This window comes from Stenotrophomonas sp. STEN020, assembly GCF_056760195.1.
The window spans coordinates 1-11,603 of the sequence record NZ_JBRREI010000087.1; the positions used below are offsets into that span (position 1 = coordinate 1).

9 protein-coding genes are annotated in these 11,603 nt (G+C 63.8%); 2 read left to right on the plus strand and 7 right to left on the minus strand.

Annotated features, from left to right (window positions below; translation table 11 throughout):
- Positions 1–424: 424 nt before the first annotated feature.
- Positions 425–2,590: a S46 family peptidase gene (locus ACVOLZ_RS21325; RefSeq protein ID WP_481517877.1), complete on the minus strand. Its 2,166-nt coding sequence runs from the start codon at positions 2,588–2,590 to the stop codon at positions 425–427.
- Between the two features lie 135 nt (positions 2,591–2,725).
- Here ACVOLZ_RS21325 and tdh point away from each other — a divergent pair, with 135 nt between their 5' ends.
- Entirely contained in the window at positions 2,726–3,760 is a 1,035-nt protein-coding gene (gene tdh / locus ACVOLZ_RS21330; protein WP_303749069.1) for an L-threonine 3-dehydrogenase, read from the plus strand.
- 132 nt (positions 3,761–3,892) lie between these two features.
- On the opposite strand, the gene ACVOLZ_RS21335 is transcribed toward tdh, so the two are convergent.
- From ACVOLZ_RS21335 to ACVOLZ_RS21360, 6 genes are all read right to left on the minus strand, one after another.
- Positions 3,893–4,642 carry a TorF family putative porin gene (locus ACVOLZ_RS21335; RefSeq protein ID WP_481517878.1) on the minus strand — a complete coding sequence of 250 codons (750 nt, stop codon included), beginning with the start codon at positions 4,640–4,642 and terminating at the stop codon, positions 3,893–3,895.
- A gap of 120 nt (positions 4,643–4,762) precedes the next feature.
- Positions 4,763–5,806, minus strand: coding sequence for a sulfate/molybdate ABC transporter ATP-binding protein (locus tag ACVOLZ_RS21340; RefSeq protein ID WP_481517879.1), 1,044 nt, complete (start codon positions 5,804–5,806; stop codon positions 4,763–4,765).
- Between the two features lie 7 nt (positions 5,807–5,813).
- Complete coding sequence (gene cysW / locus ACVOLZ_RS21345; protein ID WP_481517880.1) at positions 5,814–6,755, minus strand: sulfate ABC transporter permease subunit CysW; 942 nt, start codon at positions 6,753–6,755, stop codon at positions 5,814–5,816.
- Complete coding sequence (gene cysT, locus ACVOLZ_RS21350; protein ID WP_481517884.1) at positions 6,752–7,588, minus strand: sulfate ABC transporter permease subunit CysT; 837 nt, start codon at positions 7,586–7,588, stop codon at positions 6,752–6,754. The genes cysW and cysT overlap by 4 nt, the downstream gene beginning before the upstream one ends.
- A 24-nt stretch (positions 7,589–7,612) precedes the next feature.
- The gene (locus ACVOLZ_RS21355) at positions 7,613–8,635 is read right to left on the minus strand and encodes a sulfate ABC transporter substrate-binding protein (protein WP_481517881.1); all 1,023 of its coding nucleotides are present in this window, start codon (positions 8,633–8,635) and stop codon (positions 7,613–7,615) included.
- A gap of 12 nt (positions 8,636–8,647) precedes the next feature.
- Positions 8,648–10,075, minus strand: a complete 1,428-nt coding sequence (locus ACVOLZ_RS21360; RefSeq protein WP_481517882.1) for an OprO/OprP family phosphate-selective porin — start codon at positions 10,073–10,075, stop codon at positions 8,648–8,650.
- Between the two features lie 164 nt (positions 10,076–10,239).
- Here ACVOLZ_RS21360 and kbl point away from each other — a divergent pair, with 164 nt between their 5' ends.
- Positions 10,240–11,454, plus strand: a complete 1,215-nt coding sequence (gene kbl / locus ACVOLZ_RS21365; RefSeq protein ID WP_481517883.1) for a glycine C-acetyltransferase — start codon at positions 10,240–10,242, stop codon at positions 11,452–11,454.
- Positions 11,455–11,603: the final 149 nt, after the last annotated feature.

The window sequence follows — 11,603 nt, forward strand, 5'->3', positions numbered from 1 at the left end:
CTCTTCGGGGGGGGGGGGCGGACCGGGCGCGTGGTGTGGGGTGGGCTTCTGCCTGCTGGGGTCGGTTGTTTCCGTGACCACGCCCCCGGCTTCGCCCCCGCCCCCCCCACTACAGTCGCGAAGGCATGGCTGAGTCAGTCGGCGAAGAGCCAACCCCGCCCCAGCCCTCCCCTTCGCTGCGCGAAAGGGAGGGGGCAAGAGCGTAGTGCCGAGCCATGCTCGGCAGAGGCTTTACCGGCAATACCAAACGTAGGAGCGGCGTCAGCCGCAAAGCAACGGATCCACCCGGTTGCGGGCATGCCGGTGATTTCAATGCTATCGGCTTCGCGGCTGACGCCACTCCTACAAAGCCTTTCGCTGCGCGCAAAACAAAAGCCCGGACGGTTTCCCGTCCGGGCTTCCTTATCAACTACGCAACTCGAACTTACTTCGAGGCGGCGTCCATTTCCTTCAGCAGCTGCGGGGCCGGTGCCACTTCCTGCATGATCCAGCGCATGTAACGCTCGTCGACCGAGATCATGCGGGTCATCACCGGATCGAACACCCAGTTGCTGGCGACCGATTCCCAGATGCCGTCAAACGCCAGACCAACCAGGCGACCGTGTGCATCCAGCACCGGCGAGCCGGAGTTGCCGCCGGTGATGTCCAGGTCGGACAGGAAGTTCACCGGCACGCTGCCGATACGCTTGTCCTCGAAGCCGCCGTAACGCTTGGCCTTGACCGCATCGATCAGCGCCTGCGGCGAATCGAACGGGTCCTTGCCGGTTTCCTTGGCGACGATGCCTTCCAGGTCGGTGAAGGCTTCCTGCACCTTGCCGTCCAGGCCGGTGTAACCCTTCACGTTGCCGAAGGTGATACGCAGCGACAGGTTGGCGTCCGGGTAAACGAACTCGCCCTTGGTCTTCTTGTAATCGGCAATGGCCTGCAGGAACAGCGGACGTGCCACCAGTTCCTCGCCCATGCGCAGCTTGCGCTGGTGCTCCAGCTCCAGCAGCGCCGGCATCACTGCCACGGCGTACTGGATGGCCGGATCATTGCTCGCTTCGAACGCCGCCTTGTCAGCACCGAACCACTTCAGGCGCTCGTCCAGGCTGCCCAGCTTGGAGCCGTCCAGACGCGCTACCGTTGCATCAACCGCCTTGGCATCCACACCGCCGATCCACTTGTCGAACGCCGACAGGTGCTGGCCGGCCGGCAGCTGCACATACTGCTGCAGCCAGTACTGCTGGAACTGGCGATCCATGGCCGGCACGTAGCGACGGTCCATCTGCTTCAGGCCGCCTTCGATGGCCGGCAGATCGCGTTCCTGGTAACCCTCTTCACGCTGTGCGTCCGGCTTGGCCTTTTCAATGGCCAGGCGGTACAGGCGCACGGCGGTGCCCAAGGTGCCGGTGCGGTTGAGCATGGCCAGGTTGAGGTCACGCGCCTGGTTCATGCGCGACTGCTGGCCCAGCGTCTGCAACTGCGCGAACGCATCCAGCGCCGGCTTGCCGGCAGCGCCCTGGCCGCGCAGCCATTCCAGCACCGCGGTTTCCGCAGCCTGCTTCTGGCCGAGCACGTTGTTGCGCTTGAAGCCGTCCAACTGGCCGTCGTAGTTCTTGCTGGTGTTGTTCCAGCTGGCCATGCTGGCAGCGTACTTCACCGCAATGTCCGGGTTGTTCTTGCTGGCCGCTTCGACCATCGCGATCTGGTCCTTGTAGGCCTTGGCGATCGACGGGTAGGTCCAGGTGGCGGTGTTCTCGAACTCGCTGACCAGCGCATAGCGGTCGGTGCGGCCCGGGTAACCGGCCACCATCACGAAATCACCCTCGCCCAGCGGCTGGTTAGCCAGCTTCAGCCAATGCTTGGGCTGGTACGGCACGTTGTCGGCGGCGAATGCGGCCGGCTTGCCGTCCTTGCCGACGTAGGCGCGGTAGAACGAGAAATCGCCGGTGTGGCGCGGCCACATCCAGTTGTCGACGTCACCGCCGAACTTGCCGACGCTGCCCGGGGGCGCATAGGCCAGGCGCACGTCCTTGATTTCCATGTTCTTGAACAGGCGGTAGGTGTTGCCGCCGGAGAAGCTGTACAGGGTGCAGCTGTAGGCGTCGTCGGTTTCGCAGGCGGCGATGGCCTGCTTCTCGAAGGCTTCCAGCGCCTGGGTGCGCTTGAGCGGGTCGTTGCCGGCGCCAGCGATGGCGGCCTTGGCCTGCGCGGTGACATCGGTGATGTCGTCCAGCACATAGATACGGGCGTTCGGTCCAGCGCTCAGTTCGTCCTTCAGGGTCGGCGCGTTGAAGCCGTCCTTGATCAGGTTCTTCTCGGCCGTGGAGTTCAGCTGGATCGAGCCGTAGGCGCAGTGGTGATTGGTCACCACCAGGCCCTGCGGCGAAACGAAGCTGGCGGTGCAGCCGCCCAGCGCAACCACCGCGCCCATCGGGTCGCCGGTCAGGTTGGCCAGCTGCTGCGGGTCCAGCTTCAGACCGGCCTGCTTCAGCGGGCCGGCAATTTCAGGCAGCTGCTGCGGCACCCACATGCCTTCGGCGGCGTGCGCGGTCTGCGCGAGGCCCAGGCCGGCAACGATGGAAAACGCAAGAAAATTCACGCGCATTACGCACATCCGAAAGTTTGGAAGCGCCGATTGTAGCCGTTGTAACCGTCCACCTCCCCTGCCATCGGTCAGTACCGGGCGGTTACGGCTGAAAGCTTATAATCGCGCACTTTCCTCACACTGCGGTCTCCTGCAATGGCACAGACGATGAAGGCGCTGGTGAAGCGCGAAGCGACCAAGGGCATCTGGATGGAAGAGGTGCCGGTACCTACGCCGGGCCCGAACCAGGTGCTGATCAAGCTGGAAAAGACCGCCATCTGTGGCACCGACCTGCACATCTACCTGTGGGACGAGTGGAGCCAGCGCACCATCAAGCCGGGCCTGACCATCGGCCACGAGTTCGTCGGCCGGATCGCCGAGATCGGCCCGGGCGTGACCGGCTATGAAATCGGCCAGCGCGTCTCGGCCGAAGGCCACATCGTCTGCGGCCATTGCCGCAACTGCCGTGGCGGCCGCCAGCACCTGTGCCCGAACACCGTCGGCATCGGCGTCAACGTCAACGGTGCCTTCGCCGAATACATGGTGATGCCGGCCACCAACCTGTGGCCGATCCCGGACCAGATCCCGTCCGAGCTGGCGGCGTTCTTCGACCCCTACGGCAACGCCGCGCATTGTGCGCTGGAGTTCGACGTGATCGGCGAAGACGTGCTGATCACCGGTGCCGGCCCGATCGGCATCATTGCCGCCGGCATCTGCAAGCACATCGGTGCGCGCAACGTGGTGGTCACCGACGTCAATGATTTCCGCCTGAAGCTGGCCGCCGACATGGGCGCCACGCGCGTGGTCAACGTCGCCAACCAGTCGCTGAAGGACGTGATGGCCGAGCTGCACATGGAAGGCTTCGACGTCGGCCTGGAAATGAGCGGCAACCCGCGCGCCTTCAACGACATGCTCGATTGCATGTACCACGGCGGCAAGATCGCCATGCTCGGCATCATGCCCAAGGGCGCTGGTTGCGATTGGGACAAGATCATCTTCAAGGGCCTGACCGTGCAGGGCATCTACGGCCGCAAGATGTACGAGACCTGGTACAAGATGACCCAGCTGGTGCTGGGCGGTTTCCCGCTGGGCAAGGTGATGACCCACCAGTTGCCGGTGGACCGTTTCCAGGAAGGTTTCGACCTGATGGAACAGGGCAAGGCCGGCAAGGTTGTGCTGAGCTGGAACTGAGCTCAGGCGGAATCGGTAGTGCCGACCCATGGTCGGCATTGGCGTCACCGGTAATGCCCATTGCCGACCATGGGTCGGCACTACGGAAAAAGGCGCCTTTCGGCGCCTTTTTCTTTTTGCATCACATTTGGATCAGGGCACGTCGACCGAGACGCTGAACACCACGCCCGGCTTGTAGGTGTCCGAGCCGCGACGCAGGTCGGCAGCATCCGAGCCGAAGGTGTCGTAGTAACCCAGGCTGGCCGTGGCCGGGCCGAAGGCCTTGGACACCGACACCGAGCCATCGAAGTAATCCGAACGGCGCGGCCATTCGTTGGCGTCAGCCTTGATCGTGGTGTAACCGGCCGATGCGCCGACCGAGAAACCGTTGCCGATCTCGTAGCTGGCATCCAGGCCGGCGTAGATCTGCTCGGCGCCGCTGTTGCTGTAATCGTCGGCGTAGCCCAACAGGCCGCTGACAACCACCGGGCCGGTCCAGGTCACCTTGGCCAGGTATTCGTTGTAATCGATGTCACCGTAGTCGCTGGAAGCGCTGGTGTAGGTATAGCGGTTTACGCCCAGATCCAGGTTCCAGCTGTCGGACAGGTCCTTGCTCCAGCCGATGTTGTAATCGACTTCGAAGTTCGGGCCGCCTTCGCCGAAATCGACGTTGGAACCCCACACGGTGGCATACAGGCCGAACGGTGCGGTGTAGGTGGCGCCCGCCTGGAAAGCCGGCTCGTTGTCGGTCTGCGACACACCACGGAACACGTAGTCGGTGGTCACGCCGAAGCTGGCACTGAACGGAGAGGTGGACTCCTCACTCTCCTGGGCGCTGACGGCAAACGGAACGGACAACAGGGCGGCACAGGCCACGGCGACAAGACGCTTGTTGTGCATCATGCAGATCTCTCCAGGAAGTGGGGGCATCGGGATAGGACAAATCCCGATTCACAAATATTTAACCGCAATTATATTGCGATGCAACATCTATTTCACCCCAACCGCGAAGCCCCGCCCTATTCAGCCCACTGCTGCTGGAAAGACCCCGTAACGACGGGCCCCGAGCCGGATTGACTGGCCGGCCGCATAAGCCGGCGCATCGGCTGGCAACTCCACTTCCAACTCGGTAGTTGCGCCAGCCAGGCGTGCGCGCAGACGCTGGCGTGGGCCACTGCGCTGCACCAGCCCGACCGTGGCCTGCCAGTGGCCATCGGCCTCGACCAGCAGATCCTCAGGCCGTACGAATACCTCCAGCGCCTCGCCCTCCGGCACTGCGCTGGTGCGTGGCCATTGTGCACCGGCCACTTCCAGCGTCTGCCCGTGCGCACGTGCCGGCAACCGGTTGGCCTCACCGACGAAGCCATAGACGAAGGGCGACGCCGGTTGGTCATAGACCTCGCCCGGCGTACCCACCTGCTCGATGCGGCCACGGTTGAGGATGGCAACACGGTCGGCCAGCTCCAGCGCCTCTTCCTGATCGTGGGTAACGAACACCGTGGTCAGCCCGGTGCGGTCGTGCAGTTCGCGCAGCCAACGGCGTAGATCGCGACGCACCTGTGCATCCAGCGCACCGAAGGGTTCATCCAGCAGCAGCACGCGCGGCTCGATCGCCAGCGCGCGGGCCAGCGCCACGCGCTGCCGCTGACCACCGGACAGCTGCGCAGGGTAGCGCCCACCCAGCCCGTCGAGTTGTACCAGCGCCAGCAATTCATCGACCTTGGCGTCGATACGCGCCTTCGGCCAGCGCTCGGCACCACGTCGCACTTCCAGCCCGAAGGCGATGTTGCGGCGCACGTCCAGATGCTTGAACAAGGCGTAATGCTGGAACACGAAGCCAGCACGTCGCGCCTGCACGCTCAAACCGGTGGCGTCCTCACCATCGAACAGGATTTCGCCACGCTCGGGATGTTCCAGTCCGGCCAGCGCGCGCAGCAAGGTCGTCTTGCCTGAGCCTGATGGACCCAGCAGCGCCAGCAACTCACCACTGCGGATATCCAGACTGACGCCGTCCAGCGCCGGGAACGTGCCGTACTGCTTGCCCAGGTTGTGTATGCGGATATTCATTGCGACCTCAATGACGATGGGCGGCGGCCAACGACTGACCGTGGCGCCACTCCAGGAAAGATTTCACCACCAGCGTCAGCAAGGCAGTGGCAGCCAGCAGCGAGGCACAGGCAAAAGCTGCGCTGTAGGCGTATTCGTTGTAGAGAATCTCCACGTGCAGCGGCAGCGTATTGGTACGTCCACGGATATGCCCGGACACCACCGACACCGCGCCGAATTCACCCATCGCCCTAGCACTGCACAACAGCACGCCGTACAGCAGGCCCCAACGGATGTTCGGCAAGGTCACCTTCCAGAACATCTGCCAGGCATTGGCACCCAGGGTCAGCGCTGCCAGTTCTTCATCACTGCCCTGCTGCTCCATCAGCGGCATCAGTTCGCGGGCGATGAAGGGGAAGGTGACGAATACCGTGGCCAGCACGATGCCGGGTATCGCAAACACGATGCGTGGCAGCTGCAGCAGGGTTTCGCCCAGCACCGGCAGGTGCAGGCGCAACCCGTCCTCGATCATCGGCCAGAACCAACCATCGCGACCGAACAGCAGGATGAAGACCAGTCCCGCCACCACCGGCGATACCGAGAACGGCAGATCGATCAGGGTCACCAGCCAGCGTTTGCCCGGGAAGCTGTGCTTGCTCACCACCCATGCCGCTGCCACACCGAAGATCAGGTTCAGCGGCACGACTATTGCCGTCACCAATAGCGTGAGGCGAATCGCCGACAAGGCATCCGGATCGCTGATCGCATTCCAGAACGCCAGCGCACCACCACGCAGTGCTTCGACGAATACCAGCACCAGCGGCAGCAACAGGAACGACAACAAAAAGCCAAGTGCGCCAAGAATCAGCAGCACCTGCACCCAGCGCGGTTCGCTGGTCACCTGCTGCGGCTTGGCCACACGCTCACTACGGTCCATGCTCACCGACAACTCCGACACCAACTCGTTCATCGCGCGCCCCTGCGTTGTAGCCGTGCCTGCAAGGTATTGACCAAGAGCAGCAGCACGAACGACAGCAACAACATCGCCCCGGCAATCGCGGTGGCACCGGCGTAGTCAAACTCTTCCAGGCGGATGGTGATCAGCAGCGGTGCGATCTCGGTGACGCTGGGCATGTTGCCAGCAATGAAGATCACCGAGCCGTACTCACCCACCCCGCGCGCGAAAGCCAACGCAAAGCCGGTCAGCATCGCCGGCCACAGGCTCGGCAGCACTACTCGCACGATGGTCTGGAAACGTGTGGCGCCGAGCGTTGCCGAAGCTTCCTCGAACTCGCGCTCGGCTTCAGCCAACACCGGCTGCACGATCCGCACCACGAACGGCAGGCCAACAAACACCAAGGCCACCACGATGCCCAGCGGCGTGTACGCCACCTTGATGCCAAGCGGCTCCAGCCATTGCCCGATCCAGCCCTGGCCGCCATACAACGCAGTCAAGGCGATGCCGGCGACGGCGGTGGGCAAGGCAAACGGCAGATCGATCATTGCGTCGAACAGGCGCCGGCCAGGGAAGTTGTAGCGCACGAATACCCACGCCACCCACGTGCCCATCACGGTATTGAACGCGGCCGCCGCAAAAGCGGTGCCGAAGCTCAAGCGCAGCGCGGCCAGTACGCGCGGTTCGGTCCAGATCTGCCAGATGCCGCCCGGGCCCAACCCTGCCGCTTTCAGGAATACGCCCAGCAGCGGGATCAGGACGATCAGCCCCAACCAGAACAAGGTGATGCCCATACCAAGACCAAAGCCGGGGAGTACCCGGCGTTGGCTTCGCACACGCGGCTGCAGTGTTTGTGCGGTTGCTGACACGGTCTACTTGCTCGCTTGGATCTGATCGAAGACGCCGCCGTCGGCGAAGTGCTCGGCCTGCGCCCTGCCCCATGAACCGAAAGCACTGCGGATGGTGACCAGCTGTACCTGCGGGAAGCGCGCCACATCGGCCGGTGCTGCGTATTGCGGCGAGCGTGGACGGTAGTAGTGACGCGCGGCGATGCGCTGGCCTTCCGGCGAGTACAGGTACTGCAGATAGGCCTGGGCGACATCACGGGTGCCGTGACGGTCGACGTTGCGGTCCAGCAAGGCCACCGACGGCTCGGCGAGGATCGACAGCTTCGGCACCACGATTTCGAACTTGTCCGGGCCCAGTTCTTCCTGGGCGAGGAAGGCTTCGTTTTCCCAGGCCAGCAGCACATCACCAATACCGCGCTGGACGAAGGTGGTGGTGGCGCCACGCGCACCGGTATCGAGCACCGGCACATTGCGGAACAGCGCTCGCATGTAGTTCAGGATCTTGTCGCGGTCGCCCTTGAAGATGTGATCACCGTAGGCCCAGGCGGCCAGATAATTCCAACGTGCACCGCCGGAGGTCTTCGGGTTTGGCGTTACCACCGATACGCCGCTGCGCAGCAGGTCCGGCCAGTCGCGGATGCCCTTGGGATTGCCCTTGCGCACCAGGAACACAATCGTCGAGGTGTAGGGCGCGCTGTTTTCCGGCAAACGGCGTTCCCAATTGGCCGGCAGCAGCTTGGCCTTGTCGGCGATCGCGTCCACGTCATAGGCCAGCGCCAGGGTAACCACGTCGGCCTCGATGCCATCGATCACCGTACGCGCCTGCTTGCCGGAGCCGCCGTGCGAGGTTTCGATGGTGACGTTGTCGCCCTTGGTTTCCTTCCAGTGCTTGGCGAAGGCGGCATTGAAATCGCGGTACAGCTCGCGGGTCGGGTCGTAGGAAACGTTGAGCAGCTGCACGTCGCGCGCAAACGCGGCGCCGGCACTCAAGGTCAGGGCGAAGGCCAGTGCTGCGGTAGCAAGGCGGGAAACATAGGAATGGGTCATGAGGGCTCTCCGTCAGAAGGAAACTTGCAGGCGCGAGAAAACAGCTTTTTCATCAGGCAACTTCGCGCCAGCGGAAGCCGCATCAAAACTGCTGTGCAGATAGTTGGTCGCCAGCTTGAGATTGGCGGTCAGATACCAGTTGGCACCCACCGTCCACGAGCGGACCTGCGAGGCCGACACCGCTGGATCGGCATAGAACGGGAACGCGGCATCATCGATCTGCAGTTCGCCGTAGCGCGCGGTCAGTTCCACCGCGCCGTGCCCACCGTTTGCTCCAAAGGGATGTGAAGGCGTGACCCCGCGATAGCTCGCATCCTCACCGGTCAGCACATAGCTGGCGGTAGCCTGCCAAGCCCGGTTGTCCAAGCGCTTGCGGATGCCGTTGCGCGCAACCTCCTGCTCCGAGGCGATGTACTCGGCCTGCAGGCCCAGCCCATTGCGGTAGAACCAGCCCTGCGGCGACCAGCGGCGGTGTTCGCCATCGGCAGTCACTGCACTGCGATAAGCAAAGAACGTGGCCTGCCCTGGCGTGCGATATCGCGGCAGGAAGTTGCTGCCACTGCCATGCTTCTCGCCCGTGCTTGCACCAAGGCCGAAGCCCAGTCCTGCCCACGCGCTGTCACTGCCCTTGAGTGGCTCGAAGAACACGCGGCCGGCGTATTCGAAGTTGTCATCCGGATTGCTGGTAACCGCATCGCGGCCATCGACGGTGCCGTTGAACACGCCCAGCGCATAGCTGAACTTGCCCTTGGCCACTTCGCCCTGCAGCTGCACACCCAGGTCGCGGTTCGGCGCCAGTTCGCTGGCCAACGCGCGCTCCACATCGACCAGTGCCGAAGATGACTGCAGCCGTTCCAGACCGACCGGCGAGGTGAACTTGCCGACGCGTACCGTGTAGGCAGGATCGAAACGCAGATCGGCATAGGCATCGACGATGCTGGCACTGTCACCGGCAAACTCTGGAGTGAAGCGGTAGGCCACCAGCTTGCCCAGCGAGCCCTCCAGGGTGGGCCGTGCGGTACGCAGCAGGAAGGTGTCGTTCTGGTTGGCGTCGCCGCCCAGGAACAGGCGGGCATCGCCCTGCAGCAGGCCGCGCAGCTTCAGCTCGTAGTTGCCATCGCCGGATTTGAACGAGGCACCCTTCTGGTCGATGGCGATCTTCGGTGCGGCCTTGGCAGCGGCAACCCGCTCTTCTTCCGCCAGTTCAAGGCGGCGCTCGAGGATGCGCAGGCGCTGGTCCAGATCGGCCAGGCCTACGCCTTCGCCTGCCCCATCGCTGACGCCGGCCAGCCGCTCCAATCGCTGCAGGCGCTCCTGCAACTGCTCGACGGTGAGTTGCTGCGCCTGCGCCGATGACCCCGCCCCACACGCCGCCAGGGCCAGGCTGAGGGACAACAGCTTCCTGGATGGCAGGGTGAATGGGGGGCGTGTAAGGGTCATCAGTGTCTCCTGGTGGGTGGGTGTGCAGTCGATGCTGCGGGTGCACACCCATTACCGAGAAATGACTTAGCCCGCCGCGCTTATAGCCTTTGCGCATGACGCCAGCGCCAAAACACGCGGGAGGCTAAAATTGCCGCTCCTCTCCACCGCAAGACCCTGCAGCCATGACCGAAACCGCGAACACCTCCCCGCTGACCCGGCACTACGCCGAGGAACTGGACGCCATCCGCGCGCAGGGGCTGTTCAAGTCCGAACGCATCATCACCAGCCCGCAGTCCGCCGAGATCACCCTCGACGACGGCCGCACGGTGTTGAATTTCTGTGCAAACAACTACCTGGGCCTGGCCGACCACCCGGACCTGATCCAGGCGGCCAAGGATGCGCTGGACACGCATGGCTTCGGCATGGCCTCGGTGCGCTTCATCTGCGGCACCCAGGACCTGCACAAGCAGCTGGAAAAGCAGATTGCCGAGTTCTTCGGCAAGGACGACACCATCCTCTACGCCGCCTGCTTCGATGCCAACGGCGGCCTGTTCGAGCCGCTGCTGGGCGAGAACGACGCGATCATCTCCGACGCGCTGAACCACGCCTCCATCATCGATGGCGTGCGCCTGTGCAAGGCCAAGCGTTTCCGCTACGCCAACTGCGACATGGCCGATCTGGAAGCACAGCTGCAGGCCGCTGATGCCGCTGGCTGCAAGACCAAGCTGATCACCACCGACGGCGTGTTCTCGATGGACGGTTTCATCGCTCCGCTCGATGAGATCACCGCGCTGGCCAAGAAGTACGGCGCATTGGTGCACATCGACGAATGCCATGCCACTGGCTTCCTCGGTGCCACAGGCCGTGGCTCGGCCGAAGTGAAGGGCGCGCTCGACAAGATCGACATCATCACCGGCACCCTGGGCAAGGCCATGGGCGGCGCACTGGGCGGTTTCACCTGCGCCAGCGCCGAAGTCGTCGAACTGCTGCGTCAGCGCTCGCGCCCCTACCTGTTCTCCAACTCGCTGCCGCCGCATGTGGTTGCTGCCGGCATCAAGGCGTTCGAGATGTTGGCTGCCGCCGATGACCTGCGAGAAACGCTGCGCGAGAACACCGCTTACTTCCGCGAAAAGATGACCGCGGCGGGTTTCGACGTGAAGCCGGGCGTGCATCCGATCAGCCCGGTGATGCTGTATGACGCACCGCTGGCACAGAAGTTCGCCCAGCGTCTGCTGGAAGAAGGCATCTATGCGATCGGCTTCTTCTTCCCGGTGGTGCCCAAGGGCCAGGCCCGCATCCGCACCCAGATCAGCGCCGCCCACAGCCGCGCGCACCTGGACCGTGCGATCGATGCCTTCACCCGGATTGGGTTGGAGCTGGGTGTGATCAAGGGCTGAGTGTTGGCCTTGGATTAAAACGAAAACAGGCGCCGAAAGGCGCCTGTTTTTTTTCGTCCTGTAGTGGGGCGGGGGGGCGGGGGCGGCGAGGGGCAGCGGAGGAAACGAGCGCAAACGGGGACACCGCCTACGTCGGGCCAGCGCGTGAT

Excerpts from the sequence above, each read along its gene's own strand:
- cysW (WP_481517880.1), bottom strand. The coding sequence starts at position 6,755 with ATGAACGAGTTGGTGTCGGAGTTGTCGGTGAGCATGGACCGTAGTGAG.
- ACVOLZ_RS21340 (WP_481517879.1), bottom strand. The coding sequence starts at position 5,806 with ATGAATATCCGCATACACAACCTGGGCAAGCAGTACGGCACGTTCCCG.
- tdh (WP_303749069.1), top strand. The coding sequence starts at position 2,726 with ATGGCACAGACGATGAAGGCGCTGGTGAAGCGCGAAGCGACCAAGGGC.
- ACVOLZ_RS21335 (WP_481517878.1), bottom strand. The coding sequence starts at position 4,642 with ATGATGCACAACAAGCGTCTTGTCGCCGTGGCCTGTGCCGCCCTGTTG.
- ACVOLZ_RS21355 (WP_481517881.1), bottom strand. The coding sequence starts at position 8,635 with ATGACCCATTCCTATGTTTCCCGCCTTGCTACCGCAGCACTGGCCTTC.
- kbl (WP_481517883.1), top strand. The coding sequence starts at position 10,240 with ATGACCGAAACCGCGAACACCTCCCCGCTGACCCGGCACTACGCCGAG.
- ACVOLZ_RS21325 (WP_481517877.1), bottom strand. The coding sequence starts at position 2,590 with ATGCGCGTGAATTTTCTTGCGTTTTCCATCGTTGCCGGCCTGGGCCTC.
- ACVOLZ_RS21360 (WP_481517882.1), bottom strand. The coding sequence starts at position 10,075 with ATGACCCTTACACGCCCCCCATTCACCCTGCCATCCAGGAAGCTGTTG.